Origin of the sequence: Kutzneria chonburiensis, assembly GCF_028622115.1 — a bacterium.
Lineage (GTDB): Bacteria > Actinomycetota > Actinomycetes > Mycobacteriales > Pseudonocardiaceae > Kutzneria > Kutzneria chonburiensis.
Genome location: NZ_CP097263.1, coordinates 807,626 through 832,053 on the forward strand (window position 1 = coordinate 807,626; position 24,428 = coordinate 832,053).

A 24,428-nucleotide genomic window follows, 5' to 3' on the forward strand; every position below is an offset into this window, starting at 1 on the left:
GCGACACCGCGGGCGGGCACCCGAAAGCATGGCCATCGCTACGGTGAACCCGACGACGGGACGCACGGAACGCTCCTTCGAGCCGCACACCGACGCCGAGGTCGAGCGCCGGATCGCGAACGCGCGTGCGGGCTTCGACGAGCTCCGCCGGACGAGTTTCGCGCAACGCGCGACGTGGCTGCGGCGGGCGGCGGAACTGCTGGACAACGAGGCGTCCGAGATCGCCGAGACGATGACCACGGAGATGGGCAAGACGCTGGTCGCGGCCAAGGCCGAGGCGAACAAGTGTGCGACCGGGATGCGGTTCTACGCCGAGCACGCCGAGGATTTCCTGGCCGACGTGCCGGCCGACGCCGAGGCGGTGAACGCCAGGAGCGCCTACGTGACGTATCAGCCGCTGGGCGTGGTGCTGGCGGTCATGCCCTGGAACTTTCCGCTGTGGCAGGTGGTCCGATTCGCCGCGCCGGCGCTGATGGCCGGCAACGCCGGCCTGCTCAAGCACGCCTCCAACGTCCCGCAAACCGCCCTCTACCTGGGCGAACTGTTCGTGCGGGCCGGTTTCCCCGAGGGTGCGTTCCAGACGCTGCTGGTCGGCTCGGACAAGGTCGCCGACATCATCGCTGACGACCGCGTGCAGGCGGCGACGCTCACCGGCAGTGAAGGGGCCGGTCGGTCGCTGGCCGCCGAGGCGGGCAAGCACCTGAAGAAAACCGTGCTGGAGCTGGGCGGATCCGATCCGTACGTGGTGATGCCGAGCGCCGACCTGGCCCGCGCCGCCGAGGTCGCGGCGACGGCCCGCTGCCAGAACAACGGTCAGAGCTGCATCGCGGCGAAGCGCTTCATCGTGCACACCGACGCCTACGACGAGTTCACCGAGCACTTCGTGAAGGCGATGTCGCAGCTGACGCTCGGCGACCCGATGCGGGAGTCCACCGACGTGGGCCCGCTGGCGACCGAGCAGGGCCGCCAGGACGTCGCCGAGCTGGTGGCTGACGCGGTCGAAGGCGGCGCGCAGGTGCTGGTCGGCGGCGAAGTGCCGGAGCGGGACGGCTGGTGGTACCCGCCGACCGTGATCGCCGGCGTCACCGAGAAGATGCGGATGTTCAAGGAAGAAGTGTTCGGGCCGGTGGCGGCACTGTACCGAGTGGACAGTTACGACGAAGCGGTCGCGCTGGCCAATGCGACCAGCTTCGGTCTTGGCGCCAACGCCTGGACGTCCGACGACGGCGAGCGCGACCGCTTCGTCCGCGATCTCGATGCGGGCCTGGTGTTCATCAACGGCATGGTGGCCTCGTACCCGCACCTGCCCTTCGGCGGCGTGAAGAACTCCGGCTACGGCCGCGAGCTCTCCGCCGTGGGCATCAAGGAGTTCTGCAACGCCAAGGCGGTCTGGATCAACTAGCGAATACCTGGAACTCCGAGACCTGTCCGGCCGGCCAGCCGGTGTTGGCGGTGAACGTCAGCCGCAGGTACCGGCGGCTGCCGGCCGGCACCGGGATGGTGACGGTGTTGCCGGTGTTGGGATCGAACGTGTAGCCGGTCGACCCGACGAGCGTGGTGAAGGTGCTGCCGTCGACCGACCCGGACACGGACAACGTCTGGGTACGGGCGCCCCAGGCGGCTACCGGCGGCAGCGTGAGCACGATCCGGCTGACCGGGGTCGAGCCGCCGAGGTCGACCTGAAGCCATTGCGGGAACGCATTGTTAGCGCTTTCCCAGTACGTGCCGGAGTTGCCGTCCACGGCGTTGCCGGACCCGTAGACCTGGGTGTGGCTGGATTCGGCGGTCGGCCGGTTCAACGCCAGGTTGGTGTTGCCGCCGGGATCCGTGGTCACGGAGGCGGCCGCCGAGGCAGGGGAGGAGTTTCCGGCGGCATCCTGTGCGGTCACGGTGAAGCTGTACGCGGTCGACGGCGTCAAACCGTTGGCGGTGAAGGAGGTCGACGCCGTGGTGCCGACCTGGGAGCCGTTGGCGAAGATCCGGTAACCGGTGACGCCGACGTTGTCGGTGGACGCGGTCCAGGCCAGGCCCGCCGAAGTTGCCGTGTGCGCGGTGACGTGGAGTCCACTTGGGACGGACGGTGCCTGGGTGTCGCCACCGCCGCCCAGCACCGGTGGTGTCGGACGTGTTGGTGTCACAGCGATCTGACCCTTGAGCATGCGGCCGCCGTCGGCGGTGAGCCGCAGGTAGTAGTCGGACGAGCAGGGGGTGCCGTCCTCGTCCAGTGCCAGCATGCCGGAGTTGACCGGCAGCATCGCCGAGGTCTCGGCCGACTTGGCGATCTGGTTGCCCTCGCCGTACTCGTCGAACATGGAGATGTAGATGCCTTGCGCCCCAACACGAACCATGTTGTAGAACTGCCGCCACATGAAGTCGCCGTGGGCCCGCTGCCGGGCGTGCACCTCGCCGGGCAGCACGCAGGGCTGGTAGTCGATGCCATGGCTGTTGCAGTCGGCCTGGTCGCCGATGTTGATCGTGTTGTAGATGTTGTCGGATCCTCCCGCGTCGCTGATCGCGCCGACCATCCACGGCGAGAGCATGTTGAACGCGTGGTAGGTGTCGATGAACCCGGTGCGGGTGCCGGCCCCGCCGACCCGCCATTCCCTCGGCACGCCACCGATCACGTAGCAGCCCTGGCCCTTGAACCAGTTGATCACGTCCAGGCAGGTGCCGGCGTCCCACGGGTGGTTGCCGTCGCTGAAGCCGAAGCCCCAGATGCAGACCACCGGTTTGCCGTTCTGCCGCGCGTACATCGGCGATGCCGTGTGCGCGGACATCTTGGTCGTCCAGTCGGCCTTGATCTCCGGCTGCATGGTGGTCCAGCCGGAGACGTCGTACATGATGTAGAACTTCACGCCGTACTTCTCGGCCGACGACCGCACCCGCGCGGCCACGGCGTCGCGGGTTGCGCCCTCGCCGCCGTTGGGGTTGAAGCGTTGCAGGGCCGCGGTGTCGCAGCCGTACTGGTGCATCCACGAGAAATGCGTGTCGACGGCCTGCTGGTCGTAGGAGGAGAACAGCGTCGCCGGCTGGCCGTTGCCGAGATTCCCGTACGCCGTCGGGTAGCCGCGGCTGTACTCGCGCATGTCCGGCCAGACGTTGATCCAGTTGTTGGTCGGCGACGGCGGCTGGCCCCAGTCGTTGCTCCAGTGCCACCAGGCGTTGATCGGCGCGCCGTCGCCGACACAGGCGAACCAGCCCTGGTAGCCGACGGTGATCTTGCCGACGACGTCGCCCGGCGGGCTGGCGGCGTACGCCGTTGCGGTGCCGAGTGGCAAGGCGGTCAAGGCTGTCGCGGCCGCGGTCGTGCCTAAGAACCTCCGGCGGGAGATTTCCACGCGTAGTTCCTCTCGTCCGTCATTGCACGAGATGGGCAGGGACCTCAAACAGTAGGCAGCACGACAACGGAGAGCAAGATAAGCACCAGTTTTCGCAAATTTGCAACGATCAAGCGCAAATGGCCCGCAGCGGTGGATTCAATGTTTCCACAATGGTCGTGACGGCCCCGGCTGACACGATCCGTGCATCGCTTACCTGGGGGCTGGGCTGTGACGCGGACACGTAGGTTGAGCTGGGTGGCGCTGACCATGGCATCGACCGTGACGGCGGGGGTGGCGGTGCCGGCGGCGGTGATGCTCTCGCGACGGGAGCCGGCCGTGACCGTCGTGCCGGTCGAGATCGAGACGGCCACGGTCGTCAACCGGGACACCGGGATCGGGCTCGGCTACCGGCCCGACATCAAGCGCTGGGTCTTCGGTTCCTAGGATCTGCGGTGTGATCGAGACCGTCGCGCTGGTGCATGTCCGGGACTCGCGGGTGCTGTTGGTGCGCACCCACGGGCGCAAGGCGTTCTACCTGCCCGGCGGCAAGTACGAGCCAGGGGAGACCGACCAGGCCGCGCTGACCCGGGAAGTGCTGGAGGAGACCGGCTGCACGCTGCTCTCCTCGTGGCCGTACGGCGTCTTCGAGGGCGACGCGCACGGGCAGGGCCCGGGCACGCAGGTGCGGATCACCTGCTATTTCGGGGAAGTCGCCGGCGAGCCCACGGCCAGCTCGGAGATCGCCGAGTGCGGGTACCACACCTATGAGCAGTACTCGGCCATGCCGGAGACGGCGCCGGTCGTCCACGCCATCGTGGACGACCTGCACCGACTCGGGCTGGTCTAGGCCTGTAGGGCGATGCCGGCTTCGCCGGTGTGCACCTGGAAGGTCAGCGACTCCTGGAAGTACAGCTCGATGCTCTCGGCGTCGTGCGACAGGTAGCCGATCGACAGGTCCTGCCCGAGATGCAGCTCGTAGTCGCCGCCACGGGCCGACAGCAGGAAAGCGCCGTCGATGGCCGGGGCCCAGATGATGTCGCCGCCCTTGATCACCCGCGACAGGTGCTCGCGGATCGGGTAACCGTGGTCGGTCGTCTCCTCCACCGCCGTGTAGGCGTCGGCCGACAGCAGCAGTGTGTACGGCCCGTCGACGCCGGCCAGCCGCAGCGCGCTCAGTGCCTGCGCGACGATGTTCGGGTACTCGCGGACGTCCTGCGGCAGCGTCAGGGCGTCGTTCGTGGTCGCGGCCCGCACACCGGCGATGTCGGCGCCGCGCAGGCCGTCGAAGATCGCCCGGTCCTCGACGAAGGCGATGCGCTTGGCCGCTTCCTTCACCGGATCCCAGTCGGCGTCCTTGGCCCCGCGCTCCACGTCGTCGACGGCGCGGCGGGACACCGTGAACGGCACCCGGATCTCCACGATCGGCTGCACCTCGCGGCTGCGCACCAGCACGCCGTCGGCGTCGGAGAGAGCCTTGAGGTGGCCGGTGCCGACCGCGGACAGCGTCTCGCCGGCCGGGCCGGTCAGGTCGACGACCCGGCGGCCGGCGACGTGGCGGGTGAAGGTGCGGCGGGCCTCCTCCTCGATGTCGGCCCACGCCGCCTCGGAGATCGGCGCGAGTTCCCGGTGCAGGTTGTTCATGGGGTCCCTTTCAGGCTGCCGACACGCAACGAGAACGTCACCGGTTCCGCGGTCTGGTCGGTTTCGGTCACGTCGGGTTCCGGCGGGTTCTCCAGGAAATCGGCGGTCGGCACGAAGAACAGCGTTCCGGTGACCGCGGTCGAGAAGTCGAGCACCCGGTCGGTGGTGCCGACCGGCCGGCCGATGAACATGTTGCGCAGCATCAGCTCGATGATGTCCGGGCTGGCCGCGTAGCCGATGAAGTAGGTGCCGTACTCGGCGCTGCCGACATGGCCGAACGGCATGTTGTCGCGCAGGATCTCCCGCTCGTCGCCGTTCTCGTCGACCACGGTGTTCAGCGCCACGTGCGAGTTCGCCGGTTTGACGTCGTCGGCCAGCTCCATGTCGCCGAGCTTGGTGCGGCCGATCACCCGCTCCTGCTCTTCCGTCGACAAGGTGTGCCATGACGTCAAGTCGTGCAGATACTTCTGCACGATCACATAGCTGCCGCCGGCGAAGTCCGGGTCCTCGTCGCCGATCGTCACCGCCTCGGCCGCCGCCCGGCCGGTCGGGTTCTCCGTGCCGTCCACGAAGCCCAGCAGGTCCCGGCGGTCGAAGTACTTGAAACCGTGCACCTCGTCGACGATCTCGACGGCCGGGCCGAGCTGCCGGGCCAGTCGGTCGGCCAGCTCGAAGCACAGGTCCATGCGGCTGCCCCTGATGTGGAACAGCAGGTCGCCGGGCGTGGACGGGGCGGTGTGCCGGTCGCCGCGCAGCTCGGTGAACGGATGCAGGCCGACCGGCCGGCCCGCGCCCGGGTAGAGCCGGTCCCACCCGTCGGAGCCGATGCCGACCACGCAGGTCAGGCCGCCGTCGGGGATGCGGAAGCCCACCGACCGGGTGATGCCGGCGACGTCGGCCAGCACCTCGGCGACCGTCGCCTCGCCGCCGTCCGCCACCGTCGCCACCAGGAAGATCGCCGCCTCGGTCAACGGCGTCAGCACCGGCTGTGGCTCAACACTCGCCATGCCGGTGATCTTAGGCATGAAACCTGGTCGGACGCCTGTCCCGCCGGTGACAACCGGGTAGGTTCGGGACCGGTTCCGTGACCGGTTCCGGACAAGTCGGTCGTGGCGGCTTGTCTGCCGGTGGGCCACGTCGTAAGAACGATTCAGCGGACGTGGTCGCGGCAGGCAAGGGGGCCTCATGCGGAAACTGCGAAGAGCGTTAGCCATCGGCGTCGCGCTGGTCTTGGGCGCGGCAACCCCCGTCGTGGCGGCCGCCGCGCCGGACAGCGGGCCGAACCCGGCCTGTCCCTGGGTCGGCTCGCACGCGCCGACCGACGTCAAGGTGTCGCGGGTGCTCGGCCGGATGACCCTCGACGAGAAGATCACCATGGTGCACGGGGCCGCGAGCTCGGCCTACACCGGCATCGTCCCCGGCAACACCAGGCTCTGTGTCCCGGCGCTGAAGATGCAGGACGGGCCGGTCGGCGTCCGGATGACCGACACCACCCAGCTGCCGGCCGCGGCCGATCTCGCCGCGAGCTTCGACCCGGCCCTGGCCCACAGCTACGGCAAGGTGATCGGGGCCGAGGACAAGGCCAAGGGTGTCGACGTGGACCTCGGGCCGACGATCAACATCGTGCGCGATCCGCGCTGGGGCCGGGCCTTCGAGAGCTACAGCGAGGACCCGTTCCTGACCGGGCAGATCGGCGCCGCCGACATCGAGGGCATCCAGTCCCAGGGCGTGATGGCGCAGGTCAAGCACTTCGCCGTGTACAACCAGGAGACCAACCGCAACACCGTCGCCGACAACGCGGTGGTCGACGACCGGACCGTGCACGAGATCTACACCGCCGCCTTCGGCGCGATCGTCGACCAGGCCAAGCCGTCCTCGGCGATGTGCTCGTACTCGGCCGTCAACGGCGTTTTCGCCTGTGAGAACGCGTATCTGAACAACATCCTGAAGAACCAGTTCGGCTTCGACGGCTTCATCACCTCCGACTGGGGCGGCACCCACAGCACCGTCGCCTCGGCCACCGCCGGCATGGACATGGAGATGCCCGGCGGCGACTTCTTCGGCGACGCCCTCAAGGCCGCCGTGCAGAGCGGCAAGGTGGCGCAGAGCCGGGTCGACGACATGGTCACGCGCATCATGCGCGAGGAGTTCCGGTTCGGGCTGTTCGACCACCCGTCGCCGGACACCCCGACCGCCGTCGCGTCCACGCCGGCCAACGTGGCCACCGCGCGCAAGGTCGCCGAGGACGGCGCGGTGCTGCTGAAGAACCAGGACAACGTGCTTCCGTTGAACGCCAAGAAGGTGCACTCGATCGCCGTGATCGGCGACGGGGCCGGCAAGGACGCCATGACCGCCGGCGGCGGCAGTGCGGTCGTCGCGGGCACGGGCACCGTCACACCGTTCGACGGCATCAAGGCCCGCGCCGGGGCTGGCGTGGACGTCCAGTACGCGCAAGGCAATCTGAGCTCGAACGGCCAGCTGCCGGCGATCGACAGCACGTACTTCACCGGCAACGGCCTGTCGGGCCAGTACTTCAACAACAAGACCCTCGACGGCACGCCGGTCGCCACCAGGACCGACCCCACGGTGTCCTTCGACTGGACCGGGAAGTCGCCCATCGCCGGCCTGTCCACCACGAACTACTCCGTGAAGTGGACCGGTACGCTCAACCCGCCGGAGACCGGCACCTACACCTTCGGCCTGTCCAGCGACGACGGCAGCCGGCTGTTCGTCAACGGCAAGCAGGTCATCGACAACTGGCGGGACCAGGCCAGCCACACCGAGACCGCCACGGTCGACCTGACCGCCGGCACCCCGGCCCAGATCGAGGTCGACTACTACCAGTCCGGCGGCGACGCGACCGTGAACCTCGGCTGGTCCCGCCCGAACCAGGATCTCCAGGGGCAGGCGGTCGCGCTGGCGGCCAAGTCCGATGTCGCGATCGTGTACGCCAACGACTTCGAGTCCGAGGGCAGCGACCTGGCGAACATCGAGCTGCCGGGCACGCAGAACTCGCTGATCTCGGCCGTCGCGGCGGTCAACCCGAACACCGTCGTCGTGCTCAACACCGGCTCCGCGGTCACGATGCCGTGGCTGGACAAGGTGAAGGGTGTCTTCGAGGCGTGGTACCCGGGTCAGGAGTCGGGCAACGCCATCGCCCGGCTGCTCTACGGCGACGTCAACCCGTCCGGCAAGCTGCCGGTGACCTTCCCGACGTCCATGGACCAGGTGCCGGCGGCGACCGCCGCGCAGTGGCCCGGCGTCGGCGGCCAGGTGCGGTACTCCGAGGGCCTGAACGTCGGCTATCGCTGGTACGACACGAAGAACCTGACGCCGGCCTACCCGTTCGGCTACGGGCTGTCGTACACCAGCTTCGCCTTCTCGCACCTGCACGTGGACGGCAACACCCTGCGGGAGAACGGAAAGATCCGAGTCAGCGCCGACGTCACCAACACCGGCCGGCGCGCCGGGGCCGAGGTGGCGCAGCTGTACCTGTCGGCGCCGGCCTCGGTCGGCGAGCCGGCCAACCAGCTCAAGGGTTTCCAGAAGGTGGAGCTGGCCCCGCGGCAGACCAGGCGGGTGAGCTTCGAGCTCAGCGCCCAGGACGCCTCGTACTGGAATTCCGACGCCCAGGCCTGGACGCTCGGCGTCGGCCAGTACACCGTCCACATCGGAGACTCGTCACGGAACCTGCCGCTGTCCGGCGGTTTCCGGGTCGACCGGACCTCCGGCCCGCGCTACACCAAGGTCGCCGCGCCGGCTTCGGCCTTGGGCGGCGGCACGTTGTCGGTGACCACGACCTTCACCAACGGGGCCACCGAGGACGTCCGGGACGCCGTCAGCTCGCTGACCGTGCCGGCCGGCTGGAAGGCAACTGCCAAGTCGCCCAACCACTTCCGGACTGTTCGGACCGGACAGTCGGTATCGACGACGTGGTCCGTGACCGTGCCGACCGGGGCCACGCCCGGCGCGGCGACGCTCAAGGGCGGCACGCGATACCAGGGCTCCGGGCGCACGTCGCCCGGTGACGGCACCGCGACTGTGCAGGTGGCGTACCAGAATCTGGCCGCTGCCTTCACAGATGTCGGCGTGAGCGACGACGCCAACCCGACCGCGGGCAACCTGGACGGCGCGGGGTACAGCTATTCGGCGCAAGCGCTTGCCGCTGTCGGTGTCACACCCGGGTCGGCCGTCGGCGGCTTCACGTGGCCGAATATCCCCGCGGGTCAACCGAACACCGTCACGACGGCTGGACAGTTGGTGCAGCTCAACGGGACCGGCAGCACGCTGTCGTTCCTCGGCACTGGTACGAACGGTGTACAGTCCGGATCGGTGACAGTCACCTATACGGACGGCACGACATCCAGCGGCGCCATCACCTTCGCCGACTGGTACAGCAACGCCGCCGTCGCCGGCTGCACACTCGTGGTGACCTCGCCGCACTGGAACCGCCCGGCCGGCAGCACATTGCCGGCCGATCACCAGGTCAGCCTGTACGCCAGCGCGATCCCGCTGACCGCGGGCAAGCAGATCGCCTCGATCAGCCTGCCCAGCAACGCCAGGCTGCACATCTTCGCGACGAACGTCGGCTGATCGGTGCGCCGGACCGCTGGCCACCCCCAAAGGGTCAGCGGTCCGGCGTGTACACACTGGTAGCCGGTGGAGATCGTGCTGTCCAACACGGCTGCCACCGCCGGATCGGCGGCGCGGATCACGTCCACCGCGCGTTTGATCGCCTTGCGCACCGAGGTTCGGGCACGCTCGGCCGGCCCGGTGAACGTGCGGCCGCGGCCGCCGAGCCCGGTGGTGACGTCCAGTTCGGCGGCGAGGGCGTCCAGCTCCCGCCGCAGCTGTTCGGCCCGTGCCGGCTCGGCGCGGGGAATCTCCTCGGCGATCTCCTGCGCCCGTGCGGCGTACGCGGCCCGGGCCTGATCGTCCAGAATGGACTGTTCCGACGACGCCTCGGCGCCCCCATGGGCCAGCTCGACCGCCGAGATCGACACGTCCGGATGGGCCAGCAGCCGGGCCAGGTGCCGCATCCCGATCAGGTCGTCGACCAGCACCTCCCGACCGGGAAAGCCGATGAGCCAACGGTTCTCGCGCCGCCGCATGGCCACGTGCCGCGCGGCCCGGCCGGCCGCCCAGGCCGCGGCCCGCTGCCCCATGCCCATCGCGGTCGCCTCGCGCGCGGCGCTGTCCAGCAGCTCCTCGGCCGCCCGGTGCTCGCCGCGCCGTCGCAGCACGGTCGCCAGGTCGGCCTGGCTCATCGCGGTCATCGGCCGGTTGCCGAGCCGCAGGTTCGCCGCCACCGCCCGCCGCAGATGCCCCTCGGCCAGGTCGACGTCGCCGAACGTGGCCGCGGCGATGCCCAGAGTCCGTTCCGTGGAGCCGAAACAGACCACAGCCATGGACGGCATCGTCGGCAGCTCGGCGAACGGCAGCAGCAGATCGTAGGCCTGCCGGGCGATATCGGCATCGCCGAGCGAGGACGCGGCCTCGACGATGGCCAGCATGCCGGACAGCCACGTGCTGGACTGCGGCAACACGTCCAGTCCCGGGGCGGTCAGCCGGGACAGCGTGGACCGGGCCCGGTCGTGCCGGCCGGTGTCGGCGGCCAGATGCGCGACCGTGGCCCGGAACGTGAACTCGGCCTCGATCAGCGTGGGGGAGTCGGCCATCTGCTCGGCCACGTCCAGCAGTTCGCCGGCCCGGCCCTGCAACCAGCGGATGGCCAGCAGGTGCGCCCCGTAGTAGGCCACGGCATCGGCGTCGCCGACCTCGTTGCCCAGCGCCAGGCAACGGCCGGCCGCCTCCTCGGCCTCGGCCAGCCGCCCCTCGCGGAACAGGCGCATCACGTCCAGCGCGGCGACGATGAACCGCACGCTGTGCACGTCCAGCAGGTCGACCCGGGTCTTGAGCTCGGCCAGCGACCGCTCGGCCCGTGGATCGCCCAGGTGGTACAGATCGACCGTCTGCCAGCACAACCCTTGCAACGCAAGGATGTCGATCCCCGCGGCGGCGGCGACCGCCATCAGCTCCTGCGCGATGCCCAGCCGCTCGTGCACGTGCTCGGGCGTCAGCAGGGCGTGGTGGCACAGGGACAACGCCTCGGCCAGCGCGCGATCGTCCTTCAGCTCACGGATCTCGTCCACGGCCTTGAGCACCTCGGCCACCGGGCCGCCGCTGTACACCAGCTCCGCGGCCAGCCGCAGCTCCAGCCGGCAGCGCAGGACGACCTCGTGCGCCGGCAACTCGGCCAGCGCTTTCCTTTGCGCACCGAGCATTCGATGTCGTTCGATCTGATCACGCCGTTCGTTGAGCCAGATGCCGCCCAACCCCAGCGCCGTTCGCGCGTACAGCACGGGATCCCGCTCGTCCTGTGCCGCGTCGGCCGCCCGGTCGTACAGGACGCGCGCCTCGGCCAGACGGCCGGAGGCCAGCACCGCTTCGGCCCACTCCAGCAGCAGTTCGGCCGAGGGTTCGCCGAAATTGGCCGCCTGGGCCAACAGTGCGGCCGCCTGCTCGTACGAGAACCGGCGCACCATCGTTGCCGCAGCTGAGCGGCACACCACGACGGCCCGCCGGGCATCCTCCGGCGAGCGCGGCGCGGCGTTGATCGCGTGATGGGCCTTGCGGGCGCTGTGGCTGACGATGTCCACCGCGCGGGCGTGGGCATCGAGCAGTTGCGCCGCCGTGAGCCGCGACAACGCCGCCCGGCGCACGAGATCATGGCTGTACTCGAACGAATCCGGGCCGCCAGTGGTCACCAGCCCGGCCTGCACGGCGTTTTCCGCGGTGTCGATGACCTGCGCCGCCCGCACGCCCAGCAGCGCCGCCGCCTCGGCCGAGGACACCGAGTCGCCGAGGATCGCGCTGGTGGCCAACAACTGCGCGGTGTCCGGCGTGAGCTGGGCAAACGACTGGTCGATCGCTTCCCTGAGCCCGCCGGCGAAATCGGCCGCGCCGAGCGCGATGAGCCGTCTCAGGAACAGCGGGCTGCCGTCGGTCAGCCGGTGGATGGTGTCGGTCAGCGGCGCTTCGAGCCGTTCGACTCCGTGCGTGACAAGGTAGTCCCGCGTCTCGGCGGCGTCGAACGGCCGCAGCATGATCGGCAGCGCCTCGGCACTGAGATCGAGGGAATGCCGATGCGTGACGACCATCGTCAACGGCAGCCGGGCCTTGGCCACGAACCGGGTCAGCAGCTGGGCCGCCGGGTCGGCCGCGTGCAGGTCGTCGATCACCACCATCGTCGGCCGCTGCGTCACCACGCGGGCCAGCTGGTCGGTCACCGCCTGGAACCGGGAAAACCGTTCCGGGTCAACACTGTGCAGGTCAACTACTTTTGGCTCGGAGCTGAGCAGACCGGCGGTCGGCGCCCCGCAGAGCTCGGCCAGCAGCGGCTGCCACGGCCACAGCGCCGGCGCGCCGTCCGACCAGCAACGACCCCACACCACACGGAGTCCGGCCGCCCGGGCGCGGTCCGACGCCTCCTCGCACAGCCGGGTCTTGCCCACACCGGCCGGTCCCGTCACCGCCACCAGACGCCCCCGTGCGGTGTCGCGCCAGGCGTACTCCAAGCGGCGTAGTTCCGCTGCCCTGCCGACGAATCGGTCCACGCATACAGATGAGCGCGCCCGGTTCGTCGGGATACGTGACACGGGATGGCACATGCCGTGTCACGCCATCCAGGTATGACAAGAATCCTGCTCGCCGACAGCCAGCCGGTGTTCGTCGACGGGCTGTGCACGCACGTGACCCGCACCGCCGACCTCGACGTCGTCGGCGTCGCCGGCACCCACGCCGAGCTCGTCGAGCTGCTGCCAACCGCGGCCGCGGACGTCGTGGTGCTCGGCATCGGCCTCGACCTCGTCGAAGGGGCCGCGGAGAACGCGGCCGTGCTGGTCGTGAGCTCGTCGACGCGGGAGGAGGACGTCACCGCCGCGATGTTCGCCGGCGCCGCCGGATACGTGACGCGGCAAGCAGTTCCCGACGACATCCTCACCGCCATCCGGGTCGTGGCGCGGGGCGGGCTGTTCGTCACCGCCGACATGGCGCCGCTGGTGCGCAACCGGCTCGGGGCCGGTCGGGTGGACTCGTTCTTCCCGCAGTTGACGCCACGTGAACAAGACGTGCTGGAACTGCTGGTGCGTGACGCCGGCACCACCGCCATCGCGCGGCACCTCGGCATCACCGTGAAGACCGTGCAGAACCACGTCTCCAACATCCTGGTCAAGCTGCCGGCGCGGACCCGGACCGAAGCCGCTTGGCTGGCCCGGGAAAAGCTCCGTGCGCACCGCCCCGCTGTGCGCACGGAGCCCGCCATCAGCTGATCACCCGCTCAGCTGATCACGATGTGGGCCTGTCGCGACCTCGTGAACATCTCGCGGTTGTCCATGTTCGATCGCTCCTGTGATCGGGATGGTGACCCGTACATCCTCCGCCCAGGCCTCCCCGGGCGTCATGGGTCGCCCGTCCCGACCACACGGGAATTCCGTGACCCAAGGGGATCCGCTCAGACGGGGACGTCCTCCACCGGTGGGACCGGACCGAGATCCATGGCCTTCGCCAGGTAGCGTGCGACCGTCTTGCGCAGCTGGTCCGCGTGGCGGTAGATATCCTCGGTGTCGGTGATCGGCATCCTGGTCTCGACCTTGTTCTCGTCGAAGACACCGAGATACTTCCTCGAGCGGTTGAACCACAGCCGTGCGATCGGTTTGCGGTTGTTGTCGTCGAGGAGAACCCCGAAATAGGTCTTGGTGTCCCTGGCGACGATCCGGGCCGCGGCGACCTCGCTGCACACGATGGCCCGGACGATCCGGTATCCCTCCAGTTCCTCCTCGGTCGTCACGACATCATCGACGTCGACCGGCCTGCTCTCCGGCTCCGGTTCGACCGGCATTTCGGTGGAAACGCTCACATACGCGTCCGGCCCGCCGAGCGCGTTCTTCAGTCGGTCGTTGACCTGTTCGTTGAGGAACTGCCGCGCGGCCTTGCTGACCAGCGGTACGAACTGGTCCCGGACGCGTTGGGTGAAGGAACCCTCGTAGACGCGGGTGGTCAGGAATCGCACCCACTCGTCCTCGGGCTGCTTGAACTGCGCGGCCAGGATCCGTTTGAGCTGACCGATGTACTTGAGCTCGCCGGCCGCGCTGATCACCGAGTCAAGGTCGAATGACTCCTTGGTGAGCTTGGCCAGCTCCGGCAGCAGTGTCTCGTCGATATCGGCGAGGTCCAGCACCAGGAACGGCTTGGCATCCATCCGGTTCGGCGCGTCGAGGTCGGTATAGAACTCGTACGTCTCGCCGTTGGTCAGGATCGCGATCCGCGCGTTGGTCACCGCGAAGTACCGGAAGAGCTGGGAGGCGTGCTCGATGCGCAACGGGTCGCTGATCTTCTTGACCTCGATCAGCACCTGCACCTGGCCGCCGTGGGCGATCGCGTAGTCGATCTTCTCGCCCTTTTTCGTGCCCACATCCGCGGTGAACTCCGGAATGACCTCGGAGGGGTTGAAGACGTCGTAGCCGAGCACGGTGCTGATGAACGGCATGACGAAGGCGTTCTTCGTCGCCTCTTCCGTCGCGATGTCGGCCTTGTGCTTGCGGATTTTCAGCGCGAGCGCCTGTGCTCTCTCCGCGATCTCCATGACGAAGCCCTTCCGGGTTTTCTGGCCTTTTCATGTGTGCGCTCTCACATCGACGACTGTTGGTGCTGTGTTACGTACGCCCGGGAATCGGAGTCGATCTGCCGCGCCGTAGCCGCGCTGACATGGGGCCGGTCGCGGGGCTGAGCGTTACTCGGGCCACATGCGGCCGATCGGTCGATGTCCGTGAGGTACGGTTTGGGCGTTTCGACAACTGCATGTTCCAAGGGGGGAACGTTGACTGTATTTCGCACGCTCACGGTCGCGGGCGTGGTCGCCGCGCTGGCCATGGCGGTGCTGCCCGGCGTGGCGGCGGCCAAGGGGCCGCAGGCGGCGTCGGCGGGGGCGACTTTCGTGCCGGTGGCGGCGAAGCGGGTGCTCGACCCGAAGACCGTGGGGGCGGAGAAGTACCTCTGGATCGACCTGAACAAGGTGGTGCCGGCCAACGCGACGGCGGTGGTGCTGGACGTGACGGCCACGAACGCGACGGCCGACACGACGGTGCGGGCGACGCCGACGCCGATCGGCAACGGGGAGGGGCGTCGAACCTGAACCTGGGGCCCGGTGAGACGCGCACGAACCTGGTGACGATCGCACTGGGACGGTCGCAGTTCCAGGGCGAGGTGTACCTGACCAACCACGCCGGCTCGGTGGATCTGACGGCCGACCTCGCGGGCTACTACGTGGACGACAACAGCGGGTCGCGGTACACGGCGATCAGCCCGCAGCGCGTGCAGAAAGCGGTTTCCGGCACGACTTCGGTCGACCTGTCGAACGTCCTGCCGAGCACGGCCAAGGCGGTCACGTTCAACCTGACCGGCGCCAATCCGACGGCGGCGACGGCGGTCACGGCCTGGCCGCACGGCACGCCGCAGCCGCAAGGGGCGAACCTGAGCCTGCTGCCGGGCGAGACCAGGGCCAACCTGGTCACGGTGGCCGTCGGCGCGGATCGCGTGGTGGACCTGAACACCGCGGCCAACGTGGACCTGGCGGTCGACGTCGAGGGCTACTACGCGACCGATCGCGGCGACGCGTACTTCACGCTGTCGCCGCTGCGGGTCAACAGCACGACGGTGGCCAATGACAGCACGGTCGACCTGTCGCCATGGCTGCCGACGACGGCGAAAGCCGTGGTGCACAACGTGACCGCGACCAGCACGGACGCCACGGCGATCACCGCCTACGCGGCCGGCGGCGCGCTGCCGACGGCGGCCAACGTGAGCCTGGCGGCCGGAAAGACCGCCGCCAATCAGACCGTCACGCCGCTCAGTGACCTGAAGTTGGCGCTGCACACCGACGGCCGCGCCGACGTGGCCACGGACATCGCCGGCTACTTCGGCACAGCGGCCTCGCCCTGCGCCGGGCAGTGCCTGTACGCGTTCGGGCGCAACGACTTCGGCCAGCTCGGCGACGGGACCGCCACCACCTACCGGACGCGGGGCGTCGGCCAGGTCGCCGGCCTGACGGCGGTCAAGCAGATCACCGGCGACTACGAAGCCGGCTACGTGCTTCGCGAGGACGGCACCGTGTGGGCGATCGGCCACACCGGCAAGACCAACGGCTACAGCACGCAGCCCGTGCCGATCCGTGGCCTGAGCGACGTCGTCTCGGTCGACGCCGGCAACGGCGAAGGCCTGGCGGTCAAGGCGGACGGCACGGTGTGGCACTGGGGCGACTCGCTGATCGCGACCCAGGTCGCCGGCCTGTCGGACGTCACCCAGGTCTCCGCCGGCTCGAACCTCGCGCTCCGGCGCGACGGCACCGTGTGGTGGTGGTTCGGCGACTACGCCCCGAGCCAGCTCACGATGCCGGGCCGGATCACCTCGGTCGCGTCCAGCGGCCTGACCAGGTTCGTCGTCCGCGACGACGGCACGGTGTGGTCCTGGGGCTCGAACTACTCGGGCGAGCTGGGCATCGGCACCGACGCCACGTACGTCGACCAGCCGACCCAGGTGGTCGGGCTCACCGGGGTGACCAAGGTGGTCGCGGCCCGCGCGCAGGCGACGTACGCGATCAAGGCGGACGGTACCGTGTGGGCGTGGGGCAGCTCCTGGCTGTCCGGGCAGGTAACCCCGTCGAACGGCCCGTACCGCTACTCGTCGCCGCGGCAGGTGCCGTCGCTGTCGCACGTGACCGATGTGGTGGCGGGCTACTACTACGCGCTGGCCCTGACCGCCGACGGCACCGTGTGGGCGTGGGGCTCGCTGGTGTCGGCCGAGGCCCTCAAGACGCCGGACATGCGGCCCGAGGAGACGCCGACCAAGGTGCCGGGCCTGGACGGGTTGCACGTCGCGAGCATCGCCGCCGGCGGCTACCAGGGCTACATCGTGGCCAACGGGTGAGGTAGCGGCTGCGCGTGCAGCACGGTGAGCCGGGAGATCGCCCGCGTCAGCGCGATGTAGAGCAGTCGCAGGCCGGTCGCGCCGGCCGCGGCGATCTCCGCCGGCTCCAGCACGACGACGTGGTCGAACTCTAGGCCCTTGGCCAGCCCGACCGGCACCAGGGACAGCTTGTGATCGGCCCCGTCCTCGTGCGGCAGCCCGGCTTCGATGCCGGCCTTGGCCAGCTGCTTGGCCACGCTCGTGAAACGCGCGTCGTCGAGCACGACCCCGACGCTGTCGGGATGGTGCTCGGCGGCGCGCAGCACGTCCACCAGTTCGATGAGCACGTCATCGCAGGCCACGGTGGCCAACGCGCCAGGCACGTGCCGGCCGGAGACGGTCGGCGGCAGGTCGTCGGCGATCACCGGCAGCAGGGCGTTGGCCACCTCGATGATCTCCCGCGGCACCCGGAAACTGGTGGTCAGCCGGACCAGATCGGTCGGCACGCCCAGGTGCCCGGCCACCGTCTCCCAGCTGCCGGCGGCCCACGGCGTCGTCCGTTGGGCCATGTCGCCCAACAGGGTCGCGGAGCCGGCGCAGCGCCGCATGATCGCGCGCAGCTGGATCGGCGACAGGTCCTGGGCCTCGTCGATCACCACATGGCCGTAGCGGTCCGGCGGGTTCATCAGACCGGCGATCTCGTCGATCAGGAACCGGTCGGCCGGTGACCACTTCGCCCGGCCCACCGACACCGGTTCTGCCGGCCACAGCAGGGATTCCTGCTCCTCATCGGTCAGCACGCCGTCGGCCGCCCGGTGCAGGGCGTCGGCGTCGGTCAGCAGCGTGAACAGCATCTGGGTCGCCGTGACGTTCGGCCACACGCCGTTGACCAAGTCCCGCAACGACTTCGCCCGCAGCAGCCGGCGCGCCTCGCTGTCGGTCAGGGCATGGCCGCGTTCTTCGAGGTTGCGGCGGACGTAGCTGACCGCCCGTTCCAGCAGGTGCTCGCGGGCTCGGGCCAACGGCACCTGACGGTCGACCAGATCCGAGCACAGCTCGGTTACGGCGTAGGGTGGGATCCGTACGTACGGGCTGGTCTCGCGGACCACGACGTCCTCGTCCGGCAGCCGCAACCCCGACCAGACCGCCCGGCGCAGCACCTCCGCCATCCGCGCATCGCCTTTCAGCACGGCAAGTTCCGGCTCCTCGGCGACGGTTTTCCTGCGGTCGGCCACCAGACCGTCGACCGAGCTGTGCACCACCTGGCTCTCGCCCAGGGTCGGCAGCACGCGGGAGATGTAGCGGACGAAGGTGTCGTTCGGGCCGACCACCAGCACGCCCTCGCGGCGCAGCCGGCTGTGCTCGTACAGCAGATACGCCGCCCGGTGCAGGCCGACGGCCGTCTTGCCGGTGCCCGGCCCGCCCTGCACGATCAGCGTGCTGGCCAGCTCGGTGCGGACGATCTCGTCCTGGTCGGGCTGGATGGTGGCCACGATGTCACGCATCGGGCCGTAGTGGGTGCGTTCGATCTCGGCGATGACCAGCCGGCTCAGGCCGGTGTCCTCGGTCAGCGGCTCGTCGTCGAAGCTGGTCAGGGTGACGCCGTCGAAGCCGAACCGGCGCCGGCGCGTCACCTCCATCCGGTCGGCCGCGCTGGCCCGGTAGAACCGGGCGGCCATGCCGGTACGCCAGTCGATCACCACCGGCTCGTCGCGCTCGTCGCTGACGTAGCGCCGGCCGATGTAGCACGGCTTCGGCTCCGGCCCGTCGATACGGCCGAAGAACAGCGGCGACTCGTTGGCGTCACGCAGCTGGTCGGCCCGCCATTCCAGCCACTCCACCATCAGCTCGTCGCCGGGACGCTTGCGCGCCCGTTCGGCCAGCTCACGCAGCTGCCGGCGGCTCTGCCGCAGACAGACGTGCGCGTGGTCCAGATACTCTCGTTCGGACAGTAGTTCCTGTTCGGCGCTCACGGCTTCCCCCTCGTCCGAATGCGGCGGGCGAGAATAGTCGGGAAAGTCGCGACGGTAAACCGAATTACCCTCGGCGCAGAAGTTGCCCGAACACCATCGCGAAGAAGTCGTCGACCGGCTGGTCGTTCTTGACCACTTTGGACCGCAGCAGCGCGCCTTCCCAGGCGTCGAGAATGAACCGGCCGAGCAGGTCCGGATCGGCGTCGGTGCTGATCTCGCCGTCCGCGCGCGCGGCGCGCAGCGTGTCGGCGATGCCCGCGGCCCAGCCGCCGAGGCTTGCTCGCACCTGCTCTCGCATCGGCTCGCTGTGGTCGGCCAGCTCCTCGCCCATGTTGCCGATCATGCAGCCGCGGGTGTAGCCGTTGCCCACGAGCACGTCGCCCATCACCCGGAACTGGGCCCGCAGCCTCTCCAGCGGCGTCAACGTCGGATCGGTGACGTCGTTCCACTCGGCCTCGGCGGTGTACTTGGCCACCACCTCGACGGCCAGGTCTTCCTTGCTCTTGAAATGGTTGTAGAACGAGCCCTTGGGCACGCCCGCGGCCCGCGTGATGGTGTCCACCGAGCAGGCGGCGAAGCCGGTGCGGTGGAACTCGCCGAGCGCGGTCTCGACGATCACGTCCCGGACGCTGTGACGAGGCATGACTCCAATATGACTAGTCGTCTTACCCGCTGTCAATCCGGGCTCGGGTGACAATGGCCGCATGACGGAGCTGCTCCCCGACGAACCGCTGCACCGGCTGCGCGAGCGGCGCAGTGCCAAGTGGCAGCGGTACGGGCCGGACGTGCTGCCGCTGACCATCGCCGAGATGGACTTCGCGCTGGCCGACGTGGTCAAGGACACCCTGGCCGACGCGGTCGAGCGCTCCGACACCGGCTACGTGATGCCCGGCGTCCTCGACGAGGCGGTGGCCGGCTTCGCCGAGCGGCGCTGGGGCTGGCGGCTCGACCCCACCGCCGTGACCATGACGCTCGACGTGAACGCCGGCGTCGTCGAGCTGCTGCGGCTGGTCGCGAAGCCGGGGGACCGGGTCGTCGTGAACACGCCCGTCTACCCGCCGTTCTTCGACTGGCTTCGGGAGGCCGGCACCGTGCTGCACGAGGTGCCGCTCCAGGACGGCCGGCTCGACCGGCCGGCGATGGAGCGGGCGTTCGCCAGCCGGCCGGCCGCCTTCCTGCTGTGCAACCCGCAGAACCCGGTCGGTCGCGTCCACACGCCCGACGAGCTGCGGTTCGTCGTGGATCTGGCCACCCGGCACGGCGTGCCGGTGATCAGCGACGAGATCCACGGCCCACTGGTCCTGCCCGGCGCGACCTTCACGCCGTTGCTCAGCCTGCCCGGTGCGGCCGAGATCGGCGTGACGGTGATGTCGGCCAGCAAGGCGTTCAACCTCGCGGCGCTGAAGTGCGCGATGATCGTCACCGGTTCGCCGCGGATGCGCGATCTGGTGGCGGCGCTGCCGCCCGACACGGCATGGCGTGCCGGCCACTTCGGCGCGCTGGCCACCGCGGCGGCCTACGCCCACGGCGATGAGTGGCTCGACCGGCTGCTGCTCACCTTGGACGACCGCCGCTCACGCCTGGCCAAGCTGATCCGTGACCGGCTGCCGTCGATCGGTTGGCGGCCGCCGGAGGCGACGTACCTGGCGTGGCTGGATTGCCGCAGCTTGGGCAGCGGTGACGAGCCCCGCGACCTTTTCTTCGACGCCGGGGTGGCGCTGGAGCCGGGCACGCGGTTCGGTGAGGACAGCGGCTACCTGCGGCTGAACTTCGGCACCAGCGTCGAGGTCCTGGAATTGGCCGTCGACAGGATGGCTCGTGCTCTCTGACGTGGAACTGGTGCGGGCCGCGCGTGACGGCGACGTCGGCGCGGTCGGCCTGCTGCTGACCAGGCACGAAGCCGGTATGAAGGCCGTCGCGCTGAGCATTCTCGGGTTCGGGCCGGACGCCGAGGACGCCGTTCAGGACGCCTCGCTGGCCGCCCTGCGCCGGATCGGCGACCTGCGGGACGCCGCGTCGGTCGGGCCGTGGCTGCGGATGATCGTCCGCAACGCGTGCCGGCTGCGGCTGCGTTCCGTGCGTACGGTCGTGCCGGTGGCCGAGCCGCCGGCGCCCGTCGACCTGCTGTCGCCGGACCGTGTGCTGGACAGCCACGCCTCTCGGGACTGGATCTGGCACGCGGTGAACGAACTCTCGCCGTCGTTGCGGCAGGCGGTGCTGCTCCGGTACTTCACCGACGTCAATTCGTACGAGCAGATCGCGACGATCCTGGAGCTGCCGGTCGGCACCGTGCGCAGCCGGCTCAACCAGGCCCGCGGCAAGCTGGCCGAGGCGCTCAAGGCCACCGCCGACCACGCCCATGTCGATGCCGGCGCGGTCAACGCCGCCTCGGCCCGTGAAGCCGTCGAGACGCTCGAAGTGGCCGAGCGCGGGGAGTTCCCGGCGCTGGTCGCCGACCGCTGGCTGCCCGAGACCGAGTTCGTCGCCGGCAACGGCTTGATCCGCGGCGGCCGCGAGATGCTCACGTACGGGATGCACAAGGACCTGTCCGAGGGCGTGCACCAGCGGTTCGTGCAGGCCGTGTCGAGCCGGGACGTGACCATCTGGACCATGGACCTGCTCAGCCCGCCCGACGACCCCGAGCACTGCCCGCCCGGCGTGGTCTGGGTGATGACCCGGCGTGCCGGCCGGTTCGCCAAGATCCGGCTGTTCCATCCGGCGTGACGACGGTCACAGGAATCGGATCGAACTTTCCGTCGGGCATCGAATCGTGTGGGCATGACCATCACCACGCACAGCGTTTTCCTGGACGGCATCGAGCAGCGCTACCACGTGGCCGGCACCGGGCCGGTCTGCGTCGCCCATTCCGGCGGGCCCGGCATCAGCTGGGACTCCGTGCGGATGCGGCCGCTCGAGGAGCACCTGACCATGGTGTACGTCGAGCCCATCGGCACCGGCGACTCCGGTCGGCTGCCGAATGACGCCGACTACACGCTGGACAACTACGTCCGATACCTGCACGCCGTCATCCAGGACCTCAACTGCGGCCCCGTCGCGCTGCTCGGCCATTCGCATGGCGGTTTCGTCGCCTTGAAGTACGCGTTGGCGCACCCGGTCGACGCACTCGTGCTGTACGACACCTCGCCCGTCACCGGGGCCGAGTTCTTCGCCGACGCCGTGGCCAACATCCAGCACGCCGGCGCCGAGGTCCTGGCCGCGTTCACCTCGCAGCACGCCGAGATGACCGACGACGAGCTGACCGGCGTGCTGCGCACGATCCTGCCCGCCTACTTCGCCGAGTGGCGCCTCGAGTTCGAGCCTTTCCGGGCGGCGACCCGGATCTGGAGCGCACCCTCCCGTGGTCAGGACGGGCCGTACGACGTGCGCGACCGGTTGGGTGAGATCACCGTGCCGGCGCTCGTGCTCGTCGGCGACCGTGACGTCATCTGCGGGCCTCGGTGGGCTCAGCAGTTGCACCAGGGGTTGCCGTCCTCGCGGTTGCGGGTGATCGAGCATTGTGGGCACATCGCGCACGTCGAACGGCCCGAGGTGTTCTACGCCGAAGTGCTCAAGTTCCTGGCGTGACCTGCGGAGGCGGGACGTCGCCCAGTGTTCGGCGTCCCGCCTCTGGCCCTCGCGGCCGGTCACGCTCGACGATCGTCGGATGAACCGACTCGGCGCGTACCTGACCGCACTGACCGCCGTCTCCTCCCTGATCGCCACCCCCGCCGCCGGTCCCGCTTTCGTGGACTCGATTTTCTTGGCCACGCACAACAGCTATTCCGGCAACGTCGACGGGGCCAAGGGCTCGATCCCGTACCAGCTGGACCATGGGGTGCGTTTCATCGAGCTCGACGTGCACGACAACGACTACGCCGCCAACCACGACTACTCCATCGGGCACAGCTCGCCCGGCGACCTCGTCGACCACGCCGGCAACCCTTCGTCCAACCTGCTGCACGACTGGCTCGCTTTGATCTCCAGTTGGTCGTCAGCTCATCCCACCCATGCGCCTCTTGTCGTCATGCTGGATTTGAAGGACGACCTGACCGACAACGCCAACTTCGCCGCCGGCAACCTGACCGCTTTGAACGCCGAGTTGCAGTCCTCGTTCGGCGCCCAGCTGTTGCACCCCGCCGACTACATCGGTTCGCCGTCGGTCGATTCCTTGCGGGGCCGGGTGCTTCCCTTGCTGTCCGGTGATTCGGGGACTCGTACCGAGTACAAGCGCGACGTCGGCTACCGGCCGGCCGTGGCCATCAACTCCCGTGGCCAGATCGTCGAGGTCCACGACTCCGGCGCCGGCGGTTTGTGGTACTGGACCGGCGTTCTCGGCTCCGACGGCACCGTTTCGTGGCTCCGGCACGGCAAGTACGACACCGGCATCTCACCCGCGGTGGCCCTCAACGATAGCGGTCAGCTCGTCGAGGTGCACCAGTCGGAGACCGCCAGCACCTTGTGGTACCACGTCGGTCAGCTCGGTTCCGACGGCGAGATCACTTGGCAGGCCAGTCACCAGTACGACAACGGCGTGACGCCCACGGTGGCCTTCACCGGCAGCGGTTCCCTGGTCGAGGTGCACCGGAGCCAGAGCAGCAGCCAGAACTGGACGTGGAACGGCGTGCTGTCCAGCGCTTCCGTCTCGTGGACCGGCAACGCCAAGACCTCCAGCCCTCTGCTCACCAAGTCTTCTGCTTCTTCTGGCGGTCGCAGCATCACCGTCTACACCGCCGCCGACGGTCCCACCGAGTCTCAGACCCTGCGCTACAACACTTCTTCTGTGACCGGTGGCCGTATCCGTTACCAGCAAACCGCTTTCGACGAGTTCCAGGCCGGCGACAGCGCCACCTTGCAGCAGGGAGCCTTGTTCTACGCCTCCACCGCCACGGATTCGTCCTTCATCGTCTCCGCCCGCCAGTCCGGCCACGTCGTCCGCGGCTGGGACTTCGACTCCGCGTCCGACGCCACCACCCCGTTGGCCAACTATCCCGCGTCCAACACCCCGTGGGCCTCGTGGTACCAGTCCCTCACCGCCGGCGCCGTCCAGTAGGCCTTTGCTTTCCGTCCGGGGCTCCGTTCGTCGGGGCCCCGGACTTCGTTGCGGGCGGATATGTTTGCACGGGTGACCACCATGGACCCGTTGCTCCCCGTCCTCGCCGGATTGGTCGTCGACGCCGTCTGGTTCCTCGACAGTTGCGGAGACGACGAAGTGAATCCCGACTCCGCGGTCACGATCGCGGAGGGCGTAGCCGGGACGCTCCATGCGCTACCCGCCGACCAGCTCGCCCGATTCCTGGACGCACTCGCAGACCTGGCCGCCGCCGAGCCCAACCCGGCGCGTCGGACATACCTGGAGTCTTTCCCCTTCTCGTGCGGACTGGTCGAGGACCAGCCCGGCTGAGTCACCACCGACCCCGCTGCCCGGTCGCGTCCTGTCTCCGCTCTCGCAGTCGCCATCCCAGGTTCAACTCCGCCGCACCGCCAGCCGCCGCCTGCGCCGGTCACTTGCTTCGCCCACTTGTGGTCGCGGAGG

The 24,428-nt window shown here is 69.3% G+C and carries 19 protein-coding genes; 12 read left to right on the forward strand and 7 right to left on the reverse strand.

The features are described from left to right. Positions 1 to 28: 28 nt before the first annotated feature. Positions 29 to 1,402 carry an NADP-dependent succinic semialdehyde dehydrogenase gene (locus M3Q35_RS03890; protein ID WP_273940210.1) on the forward strand — a complete coding sequence of 458 codons (1,374 nt, stop codon included), beginning with the start codon at positions 29 to 31 and terminating at the stop codon, positions 1,400 to 1,402. Here the strand turns inward: M3Q35_RS03890 and M3Q35_RS03895 are convergent. After that, positions 1,395 to 3,278 carry a discoidin domain-containing protein gene (locus tag M3Q35_RS03895; protein ID WP_273940211.1) on the reverse strand — a complete coding sequence of 628 codons (1,884 nt, stop codon included), beginning with the start codon at positions 3,276 to 3,278 and terminating at the stop codon, positions 1,395 to 1,397. The genes M3Q35_RS03890 and M3Q35_RS03895 overlap by 8 nt on opposite strands. Positions 3,279 to 3,575: 297 nt before the next feature. Here M3Q35_RS03895 and M3Q35_RS03900 point away from each other — a divergent pair, with 297 nt between their 5' ends. Next, the gene (locus tag M3Q35_RS03900; protein WP_273940212.1) at positions 3,576 to 3,764 is read left to right on the forward strand and encodes a hypothetical protein; all 189 of its coding nucleotides are present in this window, start codon (positions 3,576 to 3,578) and stop codon (positions 3,762 to 3,764) included. A gap of 10 nt (positions 3,765 to 3,774) precedes the next feature. Further along, positions 3,775 to 4,167: an NUDIX hydrolase gene (locus M3Q35_RS03905; protein WP_273940213.1), complete on the forward strand. Its 393-nt coding sequence runs from the start codon at positions 3,775 to 3,777 to the stop codon at positions 4,165 to 4,167. Here M3Q35_RS03905 and M3Q35_RS03910 read toward each other — a convergent pair. Both M3Q35_RS03910 and M3Q35_RS03915 read right to left on the reverse strand, forming a co-directional pair. Next, positions 4,164 to 4,961 carry a family 1 encapsulin nanocompartment shell protein gene (locus M3Q35_RS03910; protein WP_273940214.1) on the reverse strand — a complete coding sequence of 266 codons (798 nt, stop codon included), beginning with the start codon at positions 4,959 to 4,961 and terminating at the stop codon, positions 4,164 to 4,166. The genes M3Q35_RS03905 and M3Q35_RS03910 overlap by 4 nt on opposite strands. Beyond that, entirely contained in the window at positions 4,958 to 5,968 is a 1,011-nt protein-coding gene (locus M3Q35_RS03915; protein ID WP_273940215.1) for a Dyp-type peroxidase, read from the reverse strand. Before M3Q35_RS03915 ends, M3Q35_RS03910 begins: the two co-directional genes overlap by 4 nt. A gap of 178 nt (positions 5,969 to 6,146) precedes the next feature. Between M3Q35_RS03915 and M3Q35_RS03920 the strand changes: the two genes are divergently transcribed. Then, positions 6,147 to 9,554: a glycoside hydrolase family 3 C-terminal domain-containing protein gene (locus tag M3Q35_RS03920; RefSeq protein WP_273940216.1), complete on the forward strand. Its 3,408-nt coding sequence runs from the start codon at positions 6,147 to 6,149 to the stop codon at positions 9,552 to 9,554. On the opposite strand, the gene M3Q35_RS03925 is transcribed toward M3Q35_RS03920, so the two are convergent. Further along, positions 9,440 to 12,577, reverse strand: coding sequence for a tetratricopeptide repeat protein (locus M3Q35_RS03925; RefSeq protein ID WP_273940217.1), 3,138 nt, complete (start codon positions 12,575 to 12,577; stop codon positions 9,440 to 9,442). The genes M3Q35_RS03920 and M3Q35_RS03925 overlap by 115 nt on opposite strands. A gap of 75 nt (positions 12,578 to 12,652) precedes the next feature. On the opposite strand from M3Q35_RS03925, the gene M3Q35_RS03930 reads away from it, so the two are divergent. Beyond that, positions 12,653 to 13,291, forward strand: a complete 639-nt coding sequence (locus M3Q35_RS03930) for a LuxR C-terminal-related transcriptional regulator (RefSeq protein ID WP_273940218.1) — start codon at positions 12,653 to 12,655, stop codon at positions 13,289 to 13,291. 182 nt (positions 13,292 to 13,473) lie between these two features. Here M3Q35_RS03930 and M3Q35_RS03935 read toward each other — a convergent pair whose 3' ends face one another. Further along, complete coding sequence (locus M3Q35_RS03935; RefSeq protein WP_273940220.1) at positions 13,474 to 14,604, reverse strand: type I restriction endonuclease; 1,131 nt, start codon at positions 14,602 to 14,604, stop codon at positions 13,474 to 13,476. A gap of 234 nt (positions 14,605 to 14,838) precedes the next feature. Between M3Q35_RS03935 and M3Q35_RS03940 the strand changes: the two genes are divergently transcribed. Continuing rightward, positions 14,839 to 15,153, forward strand: a complete 315-nt coding sequence (locus M3Q35_RS03940) for a hypothetical protein (protein WP_273940221.1) — start codon at positions 14,839 to 14,841, stop codon at positions 15,151 to 15,153. Positions 15,154 to 15,185: 32 nt separating this feature from the next. Next, positions 15,186 to 16,943 carry an RCC1-like domain-containing protein gene (locus M3Q35_RS03945; protein ID WP_273940222.1) on the forward strand — a complete coding sequence of 586 codons (1,758 nt, stop codon included), beginning with the start codon at positions 15,186 to 15,188 and terminating at the stop codon, positions 16,941 to 16,943. Here the strand turns inward: M3Q35_RS03945 and M3Q35_RS03950 are convergent. Together M3Q35_RS03950 and M3Q35_RS03955 are read right to left on the reverse strand one after the other, a co-directional pair. Further along, the gene (locus tag M3Q35_RS03950; RefSeq protein WP_273940223.1) at positions 16,922 to 18,895 is read right to left on the reverse strand and encodes a HelD family protein; all 1,974 of its coding nucleotides are present in this window, start codon (positions 18,893 to 18,895) and stop codon (positions 16,922 to 16,924) included. The two genes, M3Q35_RS03945 and M3Q35_RS03950, sit on opposite strands and share 22 nt — an antisense overlap. Positions 18,896 to 18,959: 64 nt before the next feature. Further along, complete coding sequence (locus M3Q35_RS03955) at positions 18,960 to 19,538, reverse strand: TetR/AcrR family transcriptional regulator (RefSeq protein ID WP_273940224.1); 579 nt, start codon at positions 19,536 to 19,538, stop codon at positions 18,960 to 18,962. Positions 19,539 to 19,599: 61 nt separating this feature from the next. Here M3Q35_RS03955 and M3Q35_RS03960 point away from each other — a divergent pair, with 61 nt between their 5' ends. The 5 genes from M3Q35_RS03960 to M3Q35_RS03980 all read left to right on the forward strand — a co-directional run bounded on the left by M3Q35_RS03960 (position 19,600) and on the right by M3Q35_RS03980 (position 24,296). After that, positions 19,600 to 20,724 carry a MalY/PatB family protein gene (locus M3Q35_RS03960; protein WP_273940225.1) on the forward strand — a complete coding sequence of 375 codons (1,125 nt, stop codon included), beginning with the start codon at positions 19,600 to 19,602 and terminating at the stop codon, positions 20,722 to 20,724. Then, entirely contained in the window at positions 20,714 to 21,619 is a 906-nt protein-coding gene (locus M3Q35_RS03965) for an RNA polymerase sigma factor (protein ID WP_273940226.1), read from the forward strand. The genes M3Q35_RS03960 and M3Q35_RS03965 overlap by 11 nt, the downstream gene beginning before the upstream one ends. A 54-nt stretch (positions 21,620 to 21,673) precedes the next feature. Next, positions 21,674 to 22,480, forward strand: coding sequence for an alpha/beta fold hydrolase (locus M3Q35_RS03970; protein WP_273940227.1), 807 nt, complete (start codon positions 21,674 to 21,676; stop codon positions 22,478 to 22,480). Between the two features lie 79 nt (positions 22,481 to 22,559). Further along, positions 22,560 to 23,945 (forward strand): PI-PLC domain-containing protein, encoded by a 1,386-nt coding sequence (locus tag M3Q35_RS03975; protein ID WP_273940228.1) that lies wholly within the window; start codon positions 22,560 to 22,562, stop codon positions 23,943 to 23,945. A 72-nt stretch (positions 23,946 to 24,017) separates the two neighbouring features. Further along, a complete protein-coding gene (locus tag M3Q35_RS03980; protein WP_273940229.1) occupies positions 24,018 to 24,296 on the forward strand; it encodes a hypothetical protein in 279 nt (92 codons plus the stop codon). Positions 24,297 to 24,428 lie beyond the last annotated feature (132 nt).

Coding starts and splice junctions, on each gene's coding strand:
- M3Q35_RS03890 (WP_273940210.1), top strand. CDS start 29: ATGGCCATCGCTACGGTGAACCCGACGACGGGACGCACGGAACGCTCC.
- M3Q35_RS03910 (WP_273940214.1), bottom strand. CDS start 4,961: ATGAACAACCTGCACCGGGAACTCGCGCCGATCTCCGAGGCGGCGTGG.
- M3Q35_RS03915 (WP_273940215.1), bottom strand. CDS start 5,968: ATGGCGAGTGTTGAGCCACAGCCGGTGCTGACGCCGTTGACCGAGGCG.
- M3Q35_RS03920 (WP_273940216.1), top strand. CDS start 6,147: ATGCGGAAACTGCGAAGAGCGTTAGCCATCGGCGTCGCGCTGGTCTTG.
- M3Q35_RS03930 (WP_273940218.1), top strand. CDS start 12,653: ATGACAAGAATCCTGCTCGCCGACAGCCAGCCGGTGTTCGTCGACGGG.
- M3Q35_RS03935 (WP_273940220.1), bottom strand. CDS start 14,604: ATGGAGATCGCGGAGAGAGCACAGGCGCTCGCGCTGAAAATCCGCAAG.
- M3Q35_RS03955 (WP_273940224.1), bottom strand. CDS start 19,538: ATGCCTCGTCACAGCGTCCGGGACGTGATCGTCGAGACCGCGCTCGGC.
- M3Q35_RS03960 (WP_273940225.1), top strand. CDS start 19,600: ATGACGGAGCTGCTCCCCGACGAACCGCTGCACCGGCTGCGCGAGCGG.
- M3Q35_RS03970 (WP_273940227.1), top strand. CDS start 21,674: ATGACCATCACCACGCACAGCGTTTTCCTGGACGGCATCGAGCAGCGC.
- M3Q35_RS03975 (WP_273940228.1), top strand. CDS start 22,560: ATGAACCGACTCGGCGCGTACCTGACCGCACTGACCGCCGTCTCCTCC.